Genomic DNA, 21,628 nt, shown 5'->3' on the forward strand with positions numbered 1-21,628 from the left:
TGCTGCGGCATCTCGCCGTCTACGAAAAGTCGGGTAGGCCCACCCGTGGCGCTGACATTCCACCCCTGTGTGGCGGCTTAGTAGGGCCACCACCCAGTAGGAGAGAACCGGAATCCAATGCGGCCATCGCCGCGTGTTGTTAACACTCGTCGAAAGGCTTGGCGGAACTGGGCGCCGAGGGCCTTGCTTCGATAGAATGGGATCGTAAGTTGAGTATCGTACATGTAACCTTTGTCGGAGATCGCGATAAAGTAAGGATGGCAGAATTCGAATACTTCTTCGCAGATCCCACTCTCTCTCCCATGGTGAGAGGCAATCAGAACCTGTGTTTTGCTTAGAGCATCCCGAAATGAGGGGTCTTCGAGTAACCGAAGCCAGCCCGGCCCTTCAAGGTCGCCGGGGAACAAGACACCAATGCCGTAACACGATAGATGCAAAGCCATGCTCAGATTGTTTTCATCACCAAATATCGTCGGAGAATTTGAAAAGGACGTGCTCTTCAGGCCCAGGAAACTTGGGCGAGCAGTTGACGAGGCGGTCCCTGTAAACTCGAAGTCGATCATGTCAACTAGCGTGTCGATCCCAGCGCCCATCCCATCTTCGGATTTGAGGTAACGAATATGTTGGGAGGAGACCTTTTTGTTCCGCCACAGCCAGCCGATATCCACGCTGTTGCGTAGGTCCGGAAGCCCGTCAACGTGGTCTTCGTCATAGTTGGTAATCGCAAGCATATCGAGGTAGCTAATGCCGAGGCGCCGCAGATAGCCCCCAGGCGTCCACCCGGTAGCGGCATTCTGCCCGCAATCGATCATAAGGCGGGTATTGTCATCACAGGTCAGCAGGGCACAGGCACCGTGCTCCACGTCAAAGATCTTTAAATCCATAATTTCCCCCTCGGGCGCGGTTGTGACTCCAAGTATTCGGTGAATTTCGGACAAAAGCCAATTGGCGACGGGCTAGTTTCGCGTCTACCCTTTCCGAGGGTTCAAAGTGGCGAGGCTGAAATGGCTGACTACTACGAAATCGACTTCTTGGACGTGGAAACGCAGAAAAGTGGAGATGCGATCTCCATTCGATACGAAATTGCGGGCCAGACGTACATTCACGTTGTCGACGGCGGCTACGTCGACACTGGTGAGAAGCTGGCCACTCACATCAACACGCATTACGGCAGTCCGAAGAAAATCGACCATGTTGTTGTGACCCACAATGATCACGATCATGCAGGGGGATTGCGTTACATTCTGGAAAACTACGAGATAGGACGCCTGTGGATTCTCCGGCCATGGCTTTATGCCGGTGAGATTATCAATCGTTTTCAAAGGTTCAGTAACGTCGAGAACCTGGCGAAAGAGCTGAAAGAGAATTTCTCCAATCTGGCGGCGCTTGAAGAAATCGCCGTTGCCAAGGGCATTCCGATGTCGGAGCCGTTCCAAGGGGCCCAGATCGGGGCGTTCACGGCGCTGGCGCCGACTAAAGCTCGCTTTCTGGATCTCGTTGTCGAATCGGAGAAAACGCCAGCCGCGAAGTCCCCCCTCGACACTTTGGTGGAGGGTATTTTGGCCATCGCAAAGGCCACCGTTAAGTTGGTCACAGAGGGATGGGGTTACGAAAAATTCTCATCCGAACCGACCAGCGCCGAGAACCGAATGTCGGTGATCCAGTATGCATTGCTGAACGGGCGGAAAATACTCCTCACCGGTGATGCTAGCGTGGACGGTCTTCAAGAAGCGGCCGCCTTCGCACCGCTGGTCGGTCTGTTCCTCCCAGGGATCGACCGGTTTCAAGTGCCGCACCACGGATCACGCCGTAATCTTTCCACCGAAATCTGCGACACCTGGCTAGGAGCCAGACTTGGCAGCCAGCCTGTAGCGGGAAGCGAAACATTCCACGCCTTCATCAGCTCGGCCAAGGAAGATGAAGACCACCCTCGCAAAGCGGTTATCCGCGCCATGATGCATCGAGGGGGGAAGGTGTACACCACCGAAGGGCGCAGTCTCCATTCTTTTTCTTCCGCTGCGCCTTCTCGAGGCTGGGGGCCAGCAACTAGCGAACTGTATCCGGACGAGATTGAGGAATAGGCGCAATTTGAGCGAACGTTACAAACACCTCGCGGGTATAGTGCATGTAGAATTTCAGAAACCGGCGGAACAGGATGAAGCCCGCGATCAGCAGTAGGATGGCAACAGTGAAATGTTGATCTGGCAGTGGGGCACTGTGGCGAGCTGCCCATTCATATTGCGCCAGGATCACCAACCCCGCTAAGCCGCTGACGAAAGCCGCATTGCGACAAAATCCATAGAGGTTCAAGAACATCTCGAGCCGTGGGGCTGCCTTCTCGTCACGCTTGACCAGCGGATATGCTTTCCAAAACACTACGTCTCCCTCTTCCCGCCCGACGGTAAACATGTCGAGGCGGGCCAGCGCATCTTCCTTCACGCTTTGTGCAAGTGGGCGCGAAAACTCGGCGAAGGCATAGTTAATGAATGTTTTCTGGCCGCCTTGAAAAAGGTGATAGGAGGGCGGCTTCATCCAGCCGTGCACGATCCATCTTTCAAGAATCGTCGAGGCAGGCATGGCCACCACATGGCCCATGATGTAGGCCGCGAAGACCACCAACGCACCCTTGGGCACATCCCAATCAGCAGCCAGGACAACCGTGGTGCCGAAGATGTAATCTATCGCCGCCAGGGCCATGAAGCCTTGCGGCAGATATGCAAAAACATCGTAGTTGCTGAAGCGACTAAGCGGATCCATATCTTACCCCAAGTCCCGGGGCACCATTACCACGGCGGCACAACGGCAGCATTCAGTTTTTCAGCGATCATCTTTGCGGCGTTTTCCCGGCGCCGGCGGAACGTCGAATACGCCCAGCCGCGGCGATCGCATTCGACCTCAGTGTGACGGCCGCGAATTTCCCAGAAGCACCAAGTCACCAGCGCTCGACGCGAAGCGGGCTCACTCTCAACAAAGCGGCCCCAATTCGGCAGGTTGTTGCTGCCGATCAGCACCTTTTCCATACGAGAGATGTCGCGCGCGGTGCGCGGTGCGCTGTACGCGCACCCGCGTCGTGGTGCGAGCGGTGCCAGCCTGATGCTGGTTGACCTCGTCGGAGAACTCGACCCGATATTCCGGCCGGTTGTTCTTGAACCAATCCGGCCCTGTCAAGCAGCACCTCGAACGCGTGCACCATAGCGTTTTTAACAAGGGTCGGGGTCCAGCCGGACATCAATCGAACTGGCCATCTGTGATTGCATCGTACATGTCGTCTCGAATCGCGCAGACGTTGATCCGGCGAAGATATTCCTCGCCTGTTAATCCGCGCTTCTTCGCCTGGCGGGCCAGCTTCGCGCGCTCATGGAAAGTCAGATTGACCGCAATCCGGCGATGCTTCGGGCCGCCGACCTCATGCAGCGGCAAGCCCCAATTCTTCCACTGCCGGCGCACCGTGGCGGCACTCGTACCGTCAGCCATGCGCTTCTCGATCTCGGCTGACGAGTACCCCCTCCGATCCCGGCCCGACGATGGACCTGCAGGAGCGGGCGCGAGGCGCACGCGCCCGAAGCCCCTTCGCGTCTTCGCCCTTCGGGTGACGATCCCTTGCAGCGTCGGCTGCATGGCGCACCGGCTGAGCCACTGCTCGGAGCCTTTGCGCCGCCCACCGCTCCCGACAACCATCGCTACGTTCGTTGACCCTTTTTCTCCTCATCCCGTTCCGCATTGAATGCCTGCTTTCCCTTCGCGGCCCAAAGCTCCCGCGCATGCTTTCCGTCATGGGCCTGCAGCTTGGCGGCGATCCAAAGCAGCGCCCCGTAGATCATTTCGCGATCGTCGGCAGTAAGATCAACAATGCCTGCCTTGACCACGAGACCGCCGAGTTCGATCAGATGTCGGGTGCGTTTGCGGCGCTCGACCTGCCACGCGCGCATGTCATGCCGAGCCAGTGCCGCTTGCCGGCGGTTGAGTGCCGCCCGGTTGCGCTGGAACGCCACGCGGGTTGCTTTCAGATGCCGGAGGAGTTCGCCGTGTCCGGCTCTCGAAAAACATCACCCCACGCTTGGCCCATGCATCGCGCTTTGCGGTGTCTTTCGTTTCGGCGATTGCGGCCAGCGCCCCGGCAAGTTCCTCGGTGCTGAGTTGATCGGCTCCGGTGGCGATCACCAGTTCACCAAGCTGTTGAACCTTTCGCGTTTTGAGCTCGCGCGCCTTGTCTTCCAGCGCCTTCAGTTCCGCGTCGAAGTCGCGTGGTTTGCGCATGGCTGTCTCCATCGGTTTGTCGATGCTGCCATGATAGGGGAGCGTCTGCCGGAAGGCTTCAGGGTTGCCGAGACAGTCCGGGACGGGCTGGTCCATCCCGAGAATTTTTCGAGGGAGGGCGCGCTTATAGGTCGTGCCGACGTACGCTTTGACGTGCAAATGATCTGGTCGCGATGGCGATCTATCATCTTCACGTCAAGGTCATTGGCCGCAAGGCTGGGAGCAGCGCTGTGGCGTCTGCCGCCTACCGCTCAGCCTCGCGGCTGCGTGACGAGCGCATCGAGCGCACGCATGACTTCTCGGCCAAGCGTGGCGTCGTTCATTCCGAGGTCTTGCTGCCGGAGAATGCACCGGAAGCCTGGAGCGACCGCCAACGGCTGTGGAATGACGTAGAGGCCTTCGAGTTGCGCAAGGATGCGCAACTGGCTCGTGAGGTGGAGTTTGCCCTGCCACGCGAACTGAACCAGGCGCAGGGCATCGAGTTGGCACGCGACTTCGTGCAGACGGAGTTTGTCAGCCAGGGCATGGTCGCCGATCTCAATGTGCATTGGGACAGGGCAGAGGATGGCAGTCCAAAACCTCATGCCCATGTCATGCTCACCATGCGGTCCGTGGACGACAATGGCTTTGGGTCAAAGGTTAGAGACTGGAACCGAACCGAACTGGTCGAGCGCTGGCGCGAACGTTGGGCGGAACTGGCCAATGAGCGCCTGGCCGAACTCGACATCGACGCCCGCATCGATCATCGCAGTCTGGAAGCGCAAGGCATCGCCCTGGAGCCGCAAACCCAGATTGGTGCTCCGGCGCATCGCATTGAAGACAGCGGCCTCGATGCTGCCGGCATTGAGGCCGATCGCGCCGAACTGCATCGCGAGATCGCGCGCAACAATGGCGCGCGCATCATTGCCGATCCATCCGTGGCGCTGGACGCCATCACCCATCAGCAATCGACCTTCACCCGAAAAGACATTGCGAAGTTCGCGCATCGGCACAGCGACGGAATCGAGCAGTTCGACGCGGTGATGGCAGCCGTCAGCAACGCCCCGCATCTGGTCGAACTCGGCAAGGACGGGCGCGGAGACGATCGGTTCACCACCCGACAGATGATCGAGACCGAACAGCGCCTGCACCACGCGGCGGAACGCATGGTCGGGGATGGATTTCATGCAGTAAGTGATCAGCATCGCGAGGCTGCTCTGGCACATGCCAAACAGCTCGGCCTTGTCCTGTCAGGCGAGCAGGTCGAAGCGCTCGCGTATGTCACCGACGGCAGCGGTCTTGGCGTCGTTGTCGGCTTTGCCGGAACGGGCAAGAGCGCCATGCTGGGCGTTGCGCGTCAGGCGTGGGCAGCAGCCGGCTACGAGGTTCAAGGCGCCGCACTCTCCGGCATAGCGGCTGAGAATCTCGAAAGCGGATCAGGAATTGCTTCGCGCACCATCGCCAGCATGGAACATGGTTGGGGACAGGGCAGGGATCTGCTTACAGCTCGCGATGTCCTGGTGATCGACGAAGCCGGCATGGTCGGCACGCGCCAGTTGGAGCGCGTGCTCTCCCATGCGGCGAACGTTGGCGCAAAGGTCGTCCTCGTTGGCGATCCGCAGCAGTTGCAGGCGATCGAGGCCGGCGCTGCATTCCGTTCGATCCACGAGCGCCACGGCGGCGTCGAAATCGGCCAGGTGCGACGGCAGCGCGAGGACTGGCAGCGCAACGCCACGCGCGATCTGGCAACCGGCAGGATCGGCGCTGCGATCAGCGCCTATGAAGACAGAGGCATGGTGCACCAGGCTGCCTCGCGCGATGAGGCGCGCAGCGATCTTGTCGAACGGTGGGATCGCGACAGGCAGGCAGAGCCCGAGGCAAGCCGGATCATCCTCACCCACACAAACGACGAGGTGCGCGCGCTGAACACGGCAGCGCGCGAGCGCATGCGCGTTGCCGGAGATCTCGGCGGCGATGTTCAGATAGGCGTCGAACGGGGCGAGAGAAGTTTCGCACGCGGCGACCGCGTGATGTTCCTGCGCAACGAGCGCGGCCTCGGCGTCAAGAACGGCACGCTCGGTGTGATCGATGAGGTAAGCACGCAGGGCATGACGGTTCGCACTGACGACGGCAGTTCTGTGCACTTTGACCTGAAGGACTATTCCCAAATTGATCATGGCTATGCCGCGACCATCCACAAGGCGCAGGGCATGACAGTCGATCGCACGTACGTGCTGGCGACGCCAGGCATGGATGCGCATGGGAGCTACGTTGCGCTGTCGCGGCATCGAGACGGTATAGACCTGCATTACGGCAGCGATGATTTTGCTACGCGCGAAAAGCTCGTCCGGTCGCTGTCACGAGACCGCGCCAAGGACATGGCGTCGGATTACGACCAGATCGACCCGGCGCAGACTTATGCCGAGCGGCGCGGGATCACCTTCCGCGAGCGTGTGGTCGAGATCGTGCGCCGGATCGTTCCGGAGAAGCTTCGAGACAGGATCGACGGGCTGCTCGACGGATTGCGCTTGCCCGCCGACGCCGAGCCCAGTCAGGATCGTGGGCATCAGCCGGGAAGGGAAGACGGTCGAGCTCAAAACGGCGATGCCGTGCCTGAAAGAGAAGCTTCCGCCAGGGGAGCGCAGCGCGAGGGGGATGCGCCGGTGGATCCGGAAGCGGCGCTGCGCAGCGCTCGCACGAACGCGCTTGTGCGCCACGCGCGTGCCATCGATGCGATCATTAGCACTGGAAATGCGGACGGCCAGGGCAGTCCCGAGCAGATGCGCGAATTGAGGGATGCCCGCCGCGCTTTCGAGAAGGTTCGGCCCTATGGCTGGCGCGATGCTGAAGCGGCCTACGTCAAGAACCCCGAACTGGTTCGTGAAGCGGGGGCCGGTCGCGTCAACCGCGTCGTGCGCGCTCTCCAGCTTGAAACCGAAATCCGCACTGATCCAGGCCGCCGGGCCGACCGTTTCGTGGAAGACTGGCAAAAGCTGAAAAGGACCAGCCAGCGCCAATACGAGGCCGGCGATATGTCCGGCTACAGGTCAACGCGCTCGGCCATGTCCGACATGGCCAAGAGTCTCGAGCGCGACCCGCAACTGGAATCGCTGCTTGCCAATCATAAGAAGGCGCTTGGCATCCAAGTCGAATCCGGCCGGCGCCTGGGCGCGGAACTCGCGTTCAGCAACGGCATCGACCTCGGTCGAGGTCGCGGCATCGGACTGTAACCCTCCGATCTGCCGCCGACACCACGCTATGGCCGCCCGACGGGATCATGCTTCTTGCGTGCCTACCAATACCCTGCCCAGTTGGTCCCGACAGCGGTCAGCAACAACCAGCAGGAGGCAGGACAAACCATGCGAGAACCAGACCGGATCATCCGCCTCAAAACCGTCCTCTTCCGCACCGGGCTAACCCGCTCCACCCTCTACCGCAAGATCGCCGAAGGCTCCTTCCCTGCCCAGATCAAGATCAGCGTCAACGGCGCAGGCTGGCAAGAATCCGAGATTGATTGCTGGGTTGCCGATCCTATCCGGTGGCAGCCGAAGGACAAAGCCGATCGGCCAGACGGGGCGCCGTCGATATGAAAGCGGGATGCAGGAGAGCCAGCCGCGACTAACTTAGTCCAACCGAGCGCATTGCTGAGGACAGAGGACGCCCCTGCTAGTTGGCTACTAGGGATGCGGTGTTTGCCTCGGCTGCGATCGACGGCGGTTCAGTGCGAGGAATCAAATGCGAACAGAGATCTAAACCGAATCCGGACGCTGGGGATCAACGAGCGTCACCGTCGCCCCTCTCCATACGCATCAGGTTTTCCGCCATGGTCAAGTGACCGGCGACGTCCGCGCGAATGGTGGATCGGCCGGGACGTTCGACATGCACACTTCCGGCAATCGCCTTCAAATCCTGAAGGATCGAAACGATTTGCGGCCAAGGAAAATCGGTTGGATCATCTATCTCGTGATCTGCCTTGGCTATGATTTCCAACTTTGCGACAATGCCCGCCAGAGTTCGGGCCGGCGTATTCGAAAGCTCGTCCTGGAGCTTCAAGGCTGCAGTCATGGCCAAGACTTCCGCCTCGCAGGCAATAGCATAAGCAAACTTGTGGTCCGCCACTTCCCTGCATGCGCGCCATAGCTGCGCGTTAGCATTGCTCGCACCTTTTCCGCGAGAAAGCCGAGAAGATTGCGGCTGGTGTCGGAGTTCTAGTTTAACCCCGTTGGCTCCCCTGGCCCCAACCAATACCGGCCTCGGGCACTCGGCTTCATTTATGACACGTCTCTCCAAGTGCTGCTGTAATCGGCAAAGCAACGACGATACGTGTTGCGTTCGTCGCCATTCCCGCAACAAGGCAATGGCAGGATCTTCTCCAACGGAGACAGTCCTATCTGTCTTCAATACCGGAGTCGCTACAGGATCAGTTGCGATTCTCCCGCCGTCGCGCTGATGCGTGACGTAGGGCAAAGTCGTGGTATTGTCGGAATCAGCCATGATCCGAGCTCCAACCAGCTTGAACGTGGTCAGGCAGATCAGGGCGTTGGCGCGCCCTCTTCTGCCGATGCACGTGCAATGCAATTGCACAGCACGTGCACATGTATGCACAGCCGAGCGCGAAGTTCAAGCACTGAGTGGAAATGCCAAAGAAGTCATTCACTACCCGCATTGATCCAGCGATATTAACGCTGGCGCAGAAACTCGCGGTAGTTGACCGGCGCTCGATCACAGCCGTGATCGAGGTTGCAATTCTCGAATATGCGGAACGTCGCGGACTCAAGCCGCACAAGGACGACGAACAGTAAAGGCTGGTCGGGATATTTGGAGAAATCCCGCTCGGTAAGGCGCTATCAAAATGCAGCGGATGAAGCGTAGAAGCTGCGCCAACTGTGTTGCGATTCGTTGGCGGGCTTCGAAACAAATTGCGAGGTGCCGCTAGCATAGGGTCTAAACAGGGCAATTTCCTGTGGAAAATGGAATCGAACCACCGGTATGAATTTGGATTGGGTAATTTCGCGGGTATTCGAGGGTTATCCGCACTGAGTTTTGTTCAATAAATTCAAATAGATCAATCACCTGATCGATTCCGCCTCTGGCACCATCCTCTCTTGGTCCGTTCCGGACACATGGGTTACGGTTCGTGCCGGAGACATGGGTAACACTTTTGGCCCGAATGGGTGGAGTGGTTCGAGCCTTGCATGTCTCATCGATGCTGCCAGCCTGCAGCCGGATCTTTGTCGTGATCGAGGCGGGATAAGCGGCTGGTACCGCCGGGTTGGGATATATGCGTCCCATTGTGTGGAAGTGGCGCTCGGGTATCCAGACGGCCTCGAAGCCATTACGGCCGCCATGGCGCGCCATCTCCGAGCTCACGGCATGGGCGCCCCGCCTCTTCCGGATAGGAGTTGGAAAAGAAGATCAAGCTGACCTTCATGCCCGGTTCTCGTCGGCCGCGCCGCCGCATCCGCCATTCCGGCCGCGACGCGGTCAGTCATCCGGTCGCCGCGAAACAATAGAGGATTGGCCGGCCCGGTTTGCCCGGGCCGGCCTCTCGATCAGAATGCCGGCTCGACCGAGCCGACATTGTTCTTGGTGACGACGGTCAGCGGGATCGGCAGCCGGTCCCTGACCTCCTTGCCGTCCATGATCTCGGCCATGGTGATTGATCGCCAGGCGGCCATCCTCGACCGGGGAAGGCACGATGCAAGCTGGATTCCGTGACCTGAGCAATCACTCCATCGTCGGCAGAGATTACCCTCGGATTGGGTGCATTCCGATTTACATTCTAATATACCTGATCATTTCCGCTGAACGAAGCTACGGATTTGCCATGGACCTGGATCCTTCGACCCTCAATCGGGCTCTGCCGCTCCGCGATCAGATCTATCAGAAGATCCGCAACCTGATCGTCGTCGGGCAGATGAAGCCGGGGGAAGTGATCAACGAGGTGGCGATCGCCGAAGCGCTCGGCGTCTCGCGCACGCCGGTGCGGGAAGCGGTCAAGCGCATCAGCGACGAGGGTCTGGTGAAGATCCTGGCCCAGACCGGCACTTATGTCGCGCCGATCAGCCGCGCCGACCTGGAGGAAGCTTATGTCATCCGCCGGGCGCTGGAGATGGAGAGCGCCAAGCGCGCGGCCGTCAAGCTCACGCCGGCGTCAGCGGAACTGCTCGAGGACAATATGGCGGCCCACCGGCTCGCCATATCGCGCGGCCGATACGCCACCGCGATCCAGCTCGACGACGTATTTCATCGCACCATTGCCGAGATCTGCGGCCTGCCGATGATCTGGCGGGCTGTCGACATCTCCAAGGCGCAGATGGACCGCGGCCGTTACCTCGCCATTCCCAAACCCGGCTATGGCGAACAGACGATCGAGCAGCATGAAGCCATTCTCAACGCACTAAAGCGTCACGACGCCGAAGGCGCCGCGAAGGCAATGGAGCACCATCTCGAGACGTCGTTCCGCAACACGCTCGAAGTCGCCGCCGACCTGCTCGGCTGAAGCCGCCGGCACGGGCAACCGAACCGGATCGTCACATGCGAAGAATGGGGCTTTGTATCAGCCTGAAGGCGGAGGCGATCGCGGAATACAAGCGCGTCCACGCCGCGGTCTGGCTGGAGGTGCTGGCGGTCATCAGCCGCGCCGACATCCATTCGATTTACGTGCGCGAGCCCGAGAACCTTCTTTTCGCCAATCAAGTCGGATCGAAGCCCTTATGGCAACCTGTTCCGGCGCATCGAGAGCGCGTTCCTCTTCGGACTCCGCGCGGACATTCGACTGGGAGGAAACGCTCGATCGCTCTCGTACCGCATGCGCTGTTGCAGGCGTGTTCGCGTGGCGTCGCTTAGGTTTTCTTGTCGCCATTGGGGTTTGGTGCCGGCGCCTCTCGCACGTCTCGCGGTGGTGGATCGATATGCTCAAGCTCCGACAGTGCTTCCTTGTCCGGCCGACTGACGGGCGGCTGCGGGCCGGGCTTCGGCTGTGGTTCCTTGATCTTGGCTGGCATATCCAGTTAACCGGAATCCATAGGTCCCTGTTCCATTATATCTTACTTAAAAGACGGGAGGCCGAAGCCGCAGGGCCAAAACGTGTCACGGTGAAATAAACAGATCACAGGTTTGCGATAGTCGGGACGAATGGTGGTCCGAAGAGCGTTCTAACTTTAGTTCGCCGGGTGCTCACAAGACCCCGAGCACCCAAAATCAAATGCTTTTGGGAGAACGACCATGAAACATCTCCTGGTTCCGATGATGGCAGGCTTACTGATGGGTTCCATTGGCATGGCCCTGGCCACCAATGTCCACACGGTGACGGGCACGACAGGTCAGCCCGGCCAAACCATCGGAACCCCTCAAACAGGAAGTGCGACCCCCGGCCACGCCAGCTCTGCTCCGGGCTCGGCCTTCAACCCGGATGGAAATGCCGGAACACATTACGCGGGCACCCAGCCGCAAAACTCGAAAAATCCGAAGAGCGTATCTCAGTACGACGTGGCCGGCTTCCAGCAGTCCCATAATCACTAGGTGGCAGCACGATCCGCGGATCACTGGCCCGGTCGCCGAAGCAGCCGGGCCAATGCATTCACCAGTCGACATCACTTGCCGGCGCGGACCAGGCCGGAAACTCCTCAGCACCGCGCGAAAAAGGGGCGAATCTGCTGCCCCGAACGTTTTCCAACCCTCGGATTTCGGAAATTATCGGGACCAGGCCCACGTCCGTCGGCCTGGTGGGGCCCGTCACAAAGATCGATCGACGGAACGACTTTGCGCTCACCGGACTTCTGTCGGATTCAATTTGCTTGGTGATCCATCGACCGTAGGGCAAACTTCCCGCGGGGCTGCAGGAGGTGAAATGAGAGCACGCGCAGCAACGCTCGGGGACCTCGAGGACGTCTTCCATGGCCTGTCCAAGCGGATGTCGGAGGAATACGCGGCGGCCGGCAAGGACAGCAAGATCGCCTACGACAATCTGATGATGAACTTGAAGGAAGGCCGGGCGCACGCGCTTGTCGAGGGCGAGAAGGCCGTGGCGATCATCGCCTGGCATGAGAACAGCGACGCCGCCGATACGCTGTTTGCCGCGCAGGAGGATTTCTTCCGCGGCTCGACCGTCCGTTTCTGCAAGCGGCATATCAGGCATATCCAGGCGCTCGCCGGCAACCTTCCCATCCACTCGCGCAGCTGGCTGCAGGGGCCTGATGTCGCCAGATGGTTCGGCATCATCGGCTATGTCGAGCGCGGCCAGGAGAACGGCGCCAAGCTGTTCGAACTGCCGCCGGCTCGCCTCCGCTGAGGAACTCCGGCTGCTGCGGGTGTTCCTCCTTGCCGCGAACGCCGACTGTATGTCGCCCGCCCGCGCAAATTGGTTGATGCGATCACCGTCTTCGGCTCCAATCGCTTTAACTCGGCGGCCTTGCGAATTGCTGCACTCGGCCGCCTTATGGACTGCCTCAGCAAGCGGCTTGCGCAGGGCGAGATTTGGCGGGATGTTGCCGGAGGGCAACCGGGGCCAAACCGGCAGGCCGAGATCGATATGGCTGCTGTAAAATGTCGCGAGCTTGCTTCGCCTTTCTTACCTTTGTTGCCTTGCTGACGCCGGTAGAGGCAAGCGAGCGTATGTCTCATCTGTTTGACCGCTCCAACCTGCCGATCGCCTATTTTCGCGAATCGGATCTTGTGACCGCATACACGACTGCAATGGCGCGCTTCCGTCTGCAGTTCGCAGGGCATGCCGGCGAAACCAATCTTGCGATCCCCCTCGAACCATTGCTTTTGCGAGCGGAATTCCGTGCGCGGACATGGCGCTCGGCGGACGGCAGCCTGTTGCAAGGCTTCGCCGGCAAGGGCGGCTTCCGGTTGACTGTCGGTAACTGCCTGGCACGTATTTGCGCAGCCAGCGAATGCAGCGATGCCGGTTGGCCGGTTTACGCCTGCAGCGACGGACGCAAGCGCAAGATGTCCGTCACCGATTTTGTGACGGCAAGATTCGATGGCATCCCCTATCGTCGATTGAGCGCCTCCCCTTCACAGGAATGATGGCGCGAGGTGATTCTTACCCAGGCAGGTGTTCAGCCAGGCGGTATTCCTTTGCCGCACCGCGAAAGCCGCCCGCACCGCGCGGTTGACCGTCACCGGCAGGATCGACGTGTGGTCTTCGCCGGCGTGCAGCTCGAAGCTCGCCCGCAGGCCTGGGAGCGCGTCGAGGCGTTGCGCCGAGGGCAGTGTGCCGAACAATCCGGCCGGGACCTGCCGGGCGCTGCGACTTCCCGCCGCAGCCGCCTAGGCCTACCGGGGCTGAATTGATCGGCGGCATTATCTTTTCCCCCGGACACGGCCCATATGAGTGGGCGTGCCATCCGGGCGGCAACGCGGTTGCATTCGAGCCAGGTGGCCGAAAAATCGGTGACAAGCGCGGCCGGAAAGTGTTTGAAGGTGTCGGTCAACATGGAGAGGGACGTGCGATCGGGTTGCGCTCGGCAGGCGTTGATGGTTTGTTGCCGGTCAGCGGAGATCAAGTGATGCGAGAATCCATGGGTCAAGACGAATACGGGTCGGCGAGCCCCTTCGATCCCGACGACCTGCCGAATCTGAACGCGATCGGACCAGGGATCGGCAACAACGACTTCGAGAAATACGCGGTCGCCGTGATCATCGTGTTCGGCGCCCTGATCATCGGCGGCCTGATGGCCGCATCGATGACTTTCGGCCATCGCAACGGCTTCCTCTTCGCGCTGGGCGGCGCCACGTCGGCCTGGATATCGGGTAACGCGCTGCTGCTCGACCGGCCACGCATCTATGCGCTGTTCGTCGGCATCGCCGCCTTGATGCTGATTGCATCGACCATCACGCTGGTGACCTGACGGCTGCTGCCGGGCCATGAAGCGGAGGCCGGTCCCGAAAGGCGGAATCCGGCCTCGTCAGGCAAGGAACAGGCTTGCGGCCTGTCAATATCCAAGCGCTTCGCCCGACGCCGCGCGGCTGTCTATGGCGCCATTGTAGCGCGCGCCACCGCCCTTCTCGATTTCCGCCAGGCTCTTGCCACCGACCAGGATTCCGGCCGCCTGACCCCAGGTCTGGTCAGCGAGATCGAGGTGATACCCCATGCCGGCCAGCAGCCTTTCGGTGTCGGGCGAAAGTCCGAACGGCTCGACATAGACGGTGTCGGGCAACCATTGATGATGGATACGCGGCGCGTCGATCGCTTGCTGGATGTTCATGCCGTGATCGATGACGTTGACGATCGCCTCCAGCGTGATGGTGATGATGCGCGAACCGCCGGGGCTGCCAATGACCATGAACGGCTTGCCGTCCTTGGTCACGACTGTCGGGCTCATGGAGGACAGCGGTGTCTTCTTCGGCCGGATGGCGTTGGCTTCGCCCTGGACGAGGCCATAGAGGTTGGGCACGCCGGGTTTCTGGGTGAAGTCGTCCATTTCGTTGTTGAGCAGGATGCCAGTGCCGTCGGCGACGACGCCAGCGCCGAACGAGCCGTTCAGCGTGTAGGTGACCGCGACCGCATTGCCGTCCTTGTCGATGATCGAATAATGCGTCGTCTCCTTCGATTCGCCGAAGCCCTTCGGCATGAGGTCCTGCGACACGCCGGCGCGGAACGGATCGATCTTGTCGCGGATGTCCTTGGCATAGGCTTTATCCAGCAGCTTGGAGACCGGGTTGTCGACGAAATCGGGATCGCCGAGCGCCGAGTTGCGGTCGACATAGGCGTGGCGCATCGCCTCGACCATGACATGCACGGTCTCGGCCGAACCAGCGCCAAGATAGGAGAGCGGATAGCCCTCCAGCACGTTGAGGATTTCGCAGATGATGACGCCGCCCGAGCTCGGTGGCGGCGAAGAGATGATTTCGTAGCCGCGATAGGAGCAGGTGACGGGCTTCAGTTCGCGCACCGTATATTGCTCGAAATCACTCTTGGCTAGGATACCACCCTTGGCGCCGCTCGCGTTGACGATGGCGTCGGCGATGGCGCCTTTGTAGAAGGCATCGGCACCTCTCTCCGAAATGGCCGAGAGCGACGCGGCAAGGTCGGGCTGAACCAGCTTCTCGCCAATGCCATAGGGCTTGCCGTCCGGTTTGAGGAAGATGGCGGTCGCCGCTGGGTCCTTCGCCAACCTTTCGGCGCCGCCGGCAAATGAAGCCGCATCGCCCTGATTGAGGATGAACCCCTCCTTGGCATAGGCGATCGCCGGCGCCATCAGGTCCTGCCTGGACAAGGTGCCGTATTTCTGGCGCGCCATTTCGAAACCGGCGACGGAACCGGGGACGCCGACTGCGAGATAGCCGTCGAGGCTGGCGCCCTTCACCGGGTTGCCGTCCTTGTCGAGATACATGGTCTTGGTCGCGGCAAGCGGCGCCCGCTCGCGGAAATCGAGGAAGGTCGATTTACCGTCCTTGAAACGGATGGTCATGAAGCCGCCGCCGCCGATATTGCCGGCATTGGGGTAGACCACGGCCAAGGCATAGCCGACGGCGACCGCGGCATCGACGGCGTTGCCACCCTTCTTCAACACCTCGACGCCAACTTCGGAAGCCAGATGCTGTGCCGTGACGACCATGCCGTTCTCGCCCTTGGCGGGTGCTGGAGAGGCGGCAAAAACGGCCGTCAGGGGCGCAAGGGCGAAGGTCAGCGAAAGGCTGGCGGCGATCAGTGTGCGACGGGTGAAATGCATGGCAGGTCTCCGGGCGGGGACACCTAGAAAACCCTCTCGGAGAGACCGAGTCCATTCACAAAAATGGGCTCCCACGAAGCACGTCGTGAGGGGAACATCCGCAGTCGAATTTGCCTCAAACAATCCCGCCGGAGCCGCCGGCGACCGCCGGGCGTTCCGCCGCGACCTTGGCGCGGTAGCCCGCTGACCGGTAGGCGGCGACAGGATCGATGGCGCCGCCGGTTTTCAGCCGCGCCATGGCCAGGATCGGCTCGACGTCGGTGCGGTAAGCTGCCTTCAGCGTCTGCGTCGCCATCAGCGCGTCATTGCCGTCCTGAAAACCTTCGAGCGCCTTGCGGTCGACCAGCAGCGCCTGCGCATAGGCGCGCTGCACTTCGACCGCCGACAACATCAGGCTTTCGATCGGGTCGGTGACGTTGTGGCTTTGGTCGAGCATGTGCGCCGGGTCGAAACCCTCGGCGCCGGAAAGCTCGGCATCGACCAGTTCGTTGAAGACCAGGAACAGCCGGTAGGGGTCGATCGAACCGGCGTCGAGGTCATCATCGCCATATTTGGAATCGTTGAAATGGAAGCCGCCGAGTTTCTTGAACTGGATCAGCCGCGACACGATCATCTCGATGTTGACGTTGGGTGCGTGGTGGCCGAGGTCGACGAGGCAGAACGCCTTGTCGCCCAATTCCTTGGCGATGATGTAGTTGGTGCCCCAGTCCTGCACGACGGTGGAATAGAAGGCGGGCTCGTACATCTTGTGTTCGGTGAACAGCTTCCAGTCGGCGGGCAGGCCGGCATAGACCTCCCGCATGGCATCGAGATAGCGCTCGAAAGCTTTGGCGAAATTGACCTGGCCGGGGAAATTCGAGCCGTCACCGATCCACACCGTCAGCGCTTTGGAGCCCAGCGTCTTGCCGATCTCGATGCATTCGAGATTATGCTCGATTGCCTGGCGGCGCGTACCGGCATCGGCATGCGACAGCGAGCCGAACTTGTAGGAGAGCTTCTGGTCCTTCGCATCCGAGAAAGTGTTGGAATTCATGGCATCGAAGCCGAGGCCGAAGCGGGAAGCCGCCTGCTTCAGCCGGTTCGGGTCGGCCTTGTCCCACGGGATGTGCAGGGAGACGGTCGGGGTCGCCTGCGTCAGTTGGCTGATGACAGCGCAATCCTCTATCTTGTCGAAGATATCACGCGGTTCGCCGGCACCGGGGAAGCGGGCAAAGCGCGTGCCGCCGGTGCCAACGCCCCAGGACGGGATCGCCACGGCGAATTTCTCGACCTTGTCCCTGATCGCATCGATGGCGATGCCGCGCCGGTCCAGCCGCTCGCCGAGCGAGGCGTAGTCGCGCTCGAGGTCGGCCTTGCGCGCGGCATTGTTCTTATCGACGATGTCGGCGGAAATGATGGTTTCGGACAACTGCTGTTCCTCCCAGTACTCGTTCGGCTGGCGCCGCCCCTCATCCGCCCTTCGGGCACCCTCTCCCCGTGAAACGGGGAGAGGGAAGGGTCCTTAGCGTGTAAAGCTCTGTGCGTTGCCGGCGTCGACATTGATGATGTTGCCGGTCGACTTGGCCGACATGTCGGAGGCCAGGAAATAGATCGCCTCGGCGATGTCTTCCGGAAAGACCGAGCGCTTCAGCATCGAACGCGAGCGGTAATGCTCTTCGAGATCGTCGGTCGACATCTTGTACGCGGCAGCGCGTTGTTCCTTCCACTCGCCGGTCCAGATCTTCGAGCCGCGCAACACCGCATCCGGGTTGACGACATTGACCCTGATCTGCGCTTCCGCGCCTTCCAGCGCGAGACAGCGGGCCAGATGAATCTCGGCCGCCTTGGCGGTGCAGTAGGCAGCGGCATTGGGTGACGCGGCAAGGCCGTTCTTGGAGGCGACGAAGACGACGTTGCCGCCGATCTTCTGCACCCGGAAAAGCCGGAACGCTTCGCGCGAGACCAGGAAATAGCCGGTCGACAGGATGTCCATGTTCTTGTTCCACAGCGCCAGCGTCGTCTCCTCGATCGGCGCCGAGGAGGCAAGGCCAGCATTGGAGACCAGAATGTCAATGCCGCCGAACTCGACTGCCGTCTCGGCGAAGCCGGCGACGACCTGATCTTCAGAGGTGACGTTGATGAGAGCCGCCCGGACGAAATCCTTGCCATAGGCCTTGGCCAGTTCCTCATTGGCGCCGGCGAGCGCCGCCTCGTCGATATCGGCCAGCACCACGCAGGCGCCTTCGCGCAGCAGGCGGTTGGCCGTGGCCCGGCCGATGCCGCCGGCGCCGCCGGTGACCAGCGCGATCTGGCCGGCGAGAGACTTCGGCTTCGGCATGCGCTGCAGCTTCAAATCCTCGAGCAGCCAGTATTCGATGTCGAAGGCTTCCTGCGCGGGCAGGCCGACATAGGACGAGACGGTCGAGGCGCCGCGCATGACGTTGATGGCGTTGACGTAGAACTCGCCCGAGATGCGCGCCGTCGCCTTGTCGCCGGCGAAGGTGAACATGCCGACGCCGGGCATCAGATAGACTACCGCGTTGGGGTCGCGGATGGCCGGCGAATCCGCATGCTTGCAGCTGTCGTAATAGGCCTGGTAGCCGACACGATATTCGGCAATGTCGTCTGCGAGGCGCGCTATGACGGCATCGACATCAGGCTTTGCCGGATCGAATTCGATGACCAGCGGGCGGATCTTGGTGCGCAGGAAGTGGTCCGGGCACGATGTGCCGAGTGCGGCCAGCGGGCGCAGATCCCTGGAGTTGACGAATTCGAGGACGGCGGAAGAATCGTCGAAATGGCCGAGCTTGTGGCTCTTTTCCGAGATCAGGCCGCGGATTTTCGGCATCAGCTTGGCCGCAATGGCACGGCGATCGGCGGCGTCGAGCGACTTCACCACCTCGCCTCCGAAGATCGCCACGCCTTCGGAGCGGCGCTCGAACCATTCGATCGCCTGGTTGATCACCGAAATCGTCGTCTCGTAGCACTCCTTTGGCGTGTCCCCCCAGGTGAACAGGCCGTGGCTTTCGAGGATGACGCCCTTGGCGGTGGGGTGTTCGAGGCAGAATTTCTCCAGCCACAGGCCGAGTTCGAAGCCCGGCCGTTTCCACGGCAGCCAGCCTATGGCATCGCCGAAGATTTCATTGGTCAGCGCCCTGGAATCCTTCGCCGCGGCAATGGCGATTATGGCATCGGGATGCATGTGGTCGACGAAGGGCTTCGGCACGTAGGCGTGCAGCGGCGTGTCGATCGAGGCCGCGCGTGGATTGAGGTTGAAGGTGCAGTGGGGCAGATAGCCCACCATCTCGTCCTCGTGCTCGACGCCGCGATAAAGCCCCTTCAGTGCCCGCAGCTTGTCCATGTAGAGGGTGGCGAAGCCGTCCAGTTTGATCGAGGCGCTGTCGCCGCCCGAGCCCTTGACCCACAGCACCTCGACATTCTCGCCGGTGAGCGGATCCTTCTGCCATATCTTCGAGGATGTATTGCCGCCACCATAATTGGTGACGCGCTTGTCGGAGCCGAGCGTGTTCGAGCGACAGACCAGAAGCTCGGGCTCGCTCATCCCCTTCGCCTTCGCATCATCCCACAGATTGGCGAGGCGCGAGCCGGAGCGCTTGTCGAGCATAGGTAATCCTCCCTTGGGGCGCGGACGATGCGCTCCTTTTTCGCCGGGGAATGTCTACGCAAGAGGCGAGCTTGTCAATCACAAACGATCAATACCAATCATATTGCACTGCACAATGAAATTATATGATCGGAAATGATTGACACTGCTCGTTTTGAGTGCCTAGATGCCGAGGCAGGGAGGAACCATGCACGAAAAAGAGCGCCACAGGATCATTCTGTCCGCCGTCCAGGAAAAGCCCGTGGTGACGGTGCAGGAGATGGTCGACCTGACGGAGTCGTCCGAAGCGACGATCCGGCGCGATATCGCGGCCCTCCATGTCCAGAAGCGCCTGCGCCGCGTGCGCGGCGGCGCCGAGGCGATCTCGCCGCCTCAGTTCATCGGGTTGGCCGGCCGTCCCTTCTCGGTCAACGAAACACTCAACGCCGCGCAGAAGCGAGCCATCGCACGCGAAGCCGTGGAATTATGCAAGGACGGCGAGCCGATCATCATCAATGGCGGCACCACCACCTTCCAGATGGTGCATTTCCTGACCGGCCGCCGCATGCCGATCTTCACCAATTCGTTCCCGATCGCCGAGCATCTGCTCAAGCACTCCAAGAACACGGTGATGCTGTCGGGCGGCACGATCTATCGCGAGCAGAACATCATCCTGTCGCCCTTCGACAATGACGTGACCCGCAATTTCTATGCGCGCCGCATGTTCATGGGCGCGCAGGGGTTGGGGCCGCTCGGCCTGATGGAGGGCGATCCGCTGCTGATCCAGGCGGAGCAGAAGCTGATCGACCAGGCCGACGAACTGGTGGTGCTGGTCGATTCCTCGAAATTCCGCAAACGCTCCAGCCTGATCCTGTGCGGTCTTTCGCGCATCGCCACCGTCATCACCGACGACGGCATCGAGGACCGCGAAGCCAAGATGCTGGAAACCGCGGGGGTGACGCTGATCGTCGCCCGCAAGTCGACAAGGGAAGAATCTTCACTGCAGGCCTGAGACGAACTCACGCCGCAGCGGCGATGGAATGCAACGCTCAAGGGAGGAAATTCGATGAGCTTCTTGAAGAAACTGATGGTCACGGCGGCCTTCTCGGCCGCCATGTTCGTGAATGCCGCCTACGCGGAAAACGTCAAGATCGCGCTGGTGGTGAAGTCGCTCGGCAACGGCTTCTTCGATGCCGCCAACAAGGGTGCCGAAGAGGCAGCCAAGGAACTCGGCGACGTCGATATCATCTACACCGGCCCGACCAAGGCGACCGCAGAGGCGCAGATCGAAGTGGTCAATTCGCTGATCGCACAGAAGGTCAACGCCATCGCGATTTCCGCCAATGACGCCGACGCGCTGGTGCCGGTGCTGAAGAAGGCCATGGAGCGCGGCATCACCGTCATCTCCTGGGATTCGGGCGTCGCCAAGGAAGGCCGCCAGCTTCACCTCAACCCGTCCGACACCGGCCTGATCGGCGAGACCATCATCAAGCTTGCCGCCGACTATCTGCCGGAAGGCGGCGACGTCGCCATCCTGTCGGCCTCCTCGACCGCGACCAACCAGAATTCCTGGATCGAAGCGGCCAAGAAGGTGCTGCCGGAGAAGTTCCCCAAGATCAAGCTCGTCGCCACGGTCTATGGCGATGACGACTCGGCCAAGAGCACCGACGAAGCCAAGGGCCTCTTGAAGTCCTATCCGAACCTCAAGGCGATCATCGCGCCGACCACCGTCGGCGTCGTCGCCGCCGCCCAGGTCGTCACCGACGAGAACCTGATCGGCAAGGTCAACGTCACCGGCCTGGCGCTGCCGTCGGAATTCAAGAAGTTCATCGACAACGGAGCCAGCCAGGCGGTTGCGCTGTGGAACCCGATCGACCTCGGCTACTCCGCCGTCTACCTCGCCCATGACCTGGCGGTGAAGAAGGAAGAAGCCAAGCCGGGCGCCACGCTGTCGATCGGCCGCGTCGGCAAGGTGACGCTCGACGACACCAATTCGGCCGCGATGGCTCCGCCCTTCAAGTTCGACAAGAGCAACATCGAGAAGTTCTCCAAGATCTATTGATCTCTGAGCCTTTCAAGCAGACGCGGCGGGGCTTTGGTCCCGCCGCGACTTCAAACGGACCTA

Annotated in this window: 22 protein-coding genes and 2 pseudogenes; 12 read left to right on the plus strand and 12 right to left on the minus strand. The window is 60.9% G+C overall.

Annotated elements, in window-relative coordinates:
- Positions 1–77 precede the first annotated feature (77 nt).
- Positions 78–884, minus strand: coding sequence for a ComEC/Rec2 family competence protein (locus tag FJ970_RS30525; protein WP_140758886.1), 807 nt, complete (start codon positions 882–884; stop codon positions 78–80).
- Between the two features lie 120 nt (positions 885–1,004).
- On the opposite strand from FJ970_RS30525, the gene FJ970_RS30530 reads away from it, so the two are divergent.
- The gene (locus tag FJ970_RS30530) at positions 1,005–2,081 is read left to right on the plus strand and encodes a ComEC/Rec2 family competence protein (RefSeq protein WP_140758885.1); all 1,077 of its coding nucleotides are present in this window, start codon (positions 1,005–1,007) and stop codon (positions 2,079–2,081) included.
- Here FJ970_RS30530 and FJ970_RS30535 read toward each other — a convergent pair.
- The 5 genes from FJ970_RS30535 to FJ970_RS30555 form a co-directional block, all read right to left on the minus strand.
- Entirely contained in the window at positions 2,047–2,757 is a 711-nt protein-coding gene (locus tag FJ970_RS30535; protein ID WP_140758884.1) for a hypothetical protein, read from the minus strand. The genes FJ970_RS30530 and FJ970_RS30535 overlap by 35 nt on opposite strands.
- A gap of 26 nt (positions 2,758–2,783) precedes the next feature.
- A complete protein-coding gene (locus FJ970_RS30540) occupies positions 2,784–3,020 on the minus strand; it encodes a hypothetical protein (protein WP_140758883.1) in 237 nt (78 codons plus the stop codon).
- A gap of 208 nt (positions 3,021–3,228) precedes the next feature.
- Positions 3,229–3,474 carry a hypothetical protein gene (locus tag FJ970_RS30545; protein ID WP_227791981.1) on the minus strand — a complete coding sequence of 82 codons (246 nt, stop codon included), beginning with the start codon at positions 3,472–3,474 and terminating at the stop codon, positions 3,229–3,231.
- Positions 3,475–3,680: 206 nt separating this feature from the next.
- A complete protein-coding gene (locus FJ970_RS30550) occupies positions 3,681–3,929 on the minus strand; it encodes a conjugal transfer protein TraD (protein ID WP_140758881.1) in 249 nt (82 codons plus the stop codon).
- Position 3,930: 1 nt separating this feature from the next.
- Complete coding sequence (locus FJ970_RS30555; protein WP_140758969.1) at positions 3,931–4,257, minus strand: conjugal transfer protein TraD; 327 nt, start codon at positions 4,255–4,257, stop codon at positions 3,931–3,933.
- Between the two features lie 173 nt (positions 4,258–4,430).
- Here FJ970_RS30555 and traA point away from each other — a divergent pair, with 173 nt between their 5' ends.
- Both traA and FJ970_RS30565 read left to right on the plus strand, forming a co-directional pair.
- Complete coding sequence (gene traA, locus FJ970_RS30560) at positions 4,431–7,466, plus strand: Ti-type conjugative transfer relaxase TraA (protein ID WP_140758880.1); 3,036 nt, start codon at positions 4,431–4,433, stop codon at positions 7,464–7,466.
- A gap of 129 nt (positions 7,467–7,595) precedes the next feature.
- Positions 7,596–7,826, plus strand: coding sequence for a helix-turn-helix transcriptional regulator (locus FJ970_RS30565; protein ID WP_140758968.1), 231 nt, complete (start codon positions 7,596–7,598; stop codon positions 7,824–7,826).
- 184 nt (positions 7,827–8,010) lie between these two features.
- Here FJ970_RS30565 and FJ970_RS30570 read toward each other — a convergent pair whose 3' ends face one another.
- Positions 8,011–8,730, minus strand: a complete 720-nt coding sequence (locus FJ970_RS30570) for a hypothetical protein (protein WP_140758879.1) — start codon at positions 8,728–8,730, stop codon at positions 8,011–8,013.
- A 143-nt stretch (positions 8,731–8,873) separates the two neighbouring features.
- On the opposite strand from FJ970_RS30570, the gene FJ970_RS30575 reads away from it, so the two are divergent.
- Positions 8,874–9,038, plus strand: coding sequence for a toxin-antitoxin system HicB family antitoxin (locus tag FJ970_RS30575; protein ID WP_140758878.1), 165 nt, complete (start codon positions 8,874–8,876; stop codon positions 9,036–9,038).
- A 142-nt stretch (positions 9,039–9,180) separates the two neighbouring features.
- Here FJ970_RS30575 and FJ970_RS33990 read toward each other — a convergent pair whose 3' ends face one another.
- Positions 9,181–9,594, minus strand: a complete 414-nt coding sequence (locus FJ970_RS33990) for an LLM class flavin-dependent oxidoreductase (RefSeq protein ID WP_140758967.1) — start codon at positions 9,592–9,594, stop codon at positions 9,181–9,183.
- Positions 9,595–10,063: 469 nt separating this feature from the next.
- Between FJ970_RS33990 and FJ970_RS30580 the strand changes: the two genes are divergently transcribed.
- The 5 genes and pseudogenes from FJ970_RS30580 (at position 10,064) to FJ970_RS30600 (ending at position 13,272) form a co-directional block, all read left to right on the plus strand.
- Complete coding sequence (locus tag FJ970_RS30580) at positions 10,064–10,738, plus strand: GntR family transcriptional regulator (RefSeq protein ID WP_140758877.1); 675 nt, start codon at positions 10,064–10,066, stop codon at positions 10,736–10,738.
- A gap of 35 nt (positions 10,739–10,773) precedes the next feature.
- Positions 10,774–10,926 (plus strand): annotated as a pseudogene (locus FJ970_RS30585) (L-rhamnose mutarotase); the annotation flags it as partial.
- Between the two features lie 537 nt (positions 10,927–11,463).
- Positions 11,464–11,760, plus strand: coding sequence for an adenylate cyclase (locus FJ970_RS30590; RefSeq protein WP_140758875.1), 297 nt, complete (start codon positions 11,464–11,466; stop codon positions 11,758–11,760).
- A gap of 328 nt (positions 11,761–12,088) precedes the next feature.
- Positions 12,089–12,529 carry a hypothetical protein gene (locus tag FJ970_RS30595; RefSeq protein ID WP_140758874.1) on the plus strand — a complete coding sequence of 147 codons (441 nt, stop codon included), beginning with the start codon at positions 12,089–12,091 and terminating at the stop codon, positions 12,527–12,529.
- A gap of 254 nt (positions 12,530–12,783) precedes the next feature.
- Complete coding sequence (locus FJ970_RS30600; protein ID WP_227791982.1) at positions 12,784–13,272, plus strand: hypothetical protein; 489 nt, start codon at positions 12,784–12,786, stop codon at positions 13,270–13,272.
- Here the strand turns inward: FJ970_RS30600 and FJ970_RS30605 are convergent.
- Positions 13,261–13,449: pseudogene (locus tag FJ970_RS30605) on the minus strand (hypothetical protein); the annotation flags it as partial. The gene FJ970_RS30600 and the pseudogene FJ970_RS30605 overlap by 12 nt on opposite strands.
- 305 nt (positions 13,450–13,754) lie before the next feature.
- On the opposite strand from FJ970_RS30605, the gene FJ970_RS33830 reads away from it, so the two are divergent.
- Complete coding sequence (locus FJ970_RS33830; RefSeq protein WP_135916977.1) at positions 13,755–14,096, plus strand: hypothetical protein; 342 nt, start codon at positions 13,755–13,757, stop codon at positions 14,094–14,096.
- Between the two features lie 84 nt (positions 14,097–14,180).
- Here the strand turns inward: FJ970_RS33830 and ggt are convergent, their stop codons facing one another.
- The 3 genes from ggt to FJ970_RS30625 all read right to left on the minus strand — a co-directional run bounded on the left by ggt (position 14,181) and on the right by FJ970_RS30625 (position 19,524).
- The gene (gene ggt / locus FJ970_RS30615) at positions 14,181–15,920 is read right to left on the minus strand and encodes a gamma-glutamyltransferase (protein WP_140758873.1); all 1,740 of its coding nucleotides are present in this window, start codon (positions 15,918–15,920) and stop codon (positions 14,181–14,183) included.
- A 115-nt stretch (positions 15,921–16,035) separates the two neighbouring features.
- On the minus strand, positions 16,036–17,328 hold the full coding sequence (gene rhaI / locus FJ970_RS30620; protein WP_140758872.1) for an L-rhamnose catabolism isomerase: 1,293 nt from the start codon (positions 17,326–17,328) through the stop codon (positions 16,036–16,038).
- A gap of 93 nt (positions 17,329–17,421) precedes the next feature.
- The gene (locus FJ970_RS30625) at positions 17,422–19,524 is read right to left on the minus strand and encodes a bifunctional rhamnulose-1-phosphate aldolase/short-chain dehydrogenase (RefSeq protein WP_140758871.1); all 2,103 of its coding nucleotides are present in this window, start codon (positions 19,522–19,524) and stop codon (positions 17,422–17,424) included.
- Positions 19,525–19,711: 187 nt separating this feature from the next.
- On the opposite strand from FJ970_RS30625, the gene FJ970_RS30630 reads away from it, so the two are divergent.
- Both FJ970_RS30630 and rhaS read left to right on the plus strand, forming a co-directional pair.
- Positions 19,712–20,515 carry a DeoR/GlpR family DNA-binding transcription regulator gene (locus FJ970_RS30630; RefSeq protein ID WP_140758870.1) on the plus strand — a complete coding sequence of 268 codons (804 nt, stop codon included), beginning with the start codon at positions 19,712–19,714 and terminating at the stop codon, positions 20,513–20,515.
- Positions 20,516–20,569: 54 nt separating this feature from the next.
- Positions 20,570–21,565, plus strand: a complete 996-nt coding sequence (rhaS, locus tag FJ970_RS30635; protein ID WP_140758869.1) for a rhamnose ABC transporter substrate-binding protein — start codon at positions 20,570–20,572, stop codon at positions 21,563–21,565.
- Positions 21,566–21,628: the final 63 nt, after the last annotated feature.

It is taken from the genome of Mesorhizobium sp. B2-1-8, assembly GCF_006442545.2.
In the GTDB taxonomy this organism is placed as follows: domain Bacteria; phylum Pseudomonadota; class Alphaproteobacteria; order Rhizobiales; family Rhizobiaceae; genus Mesorhizobium.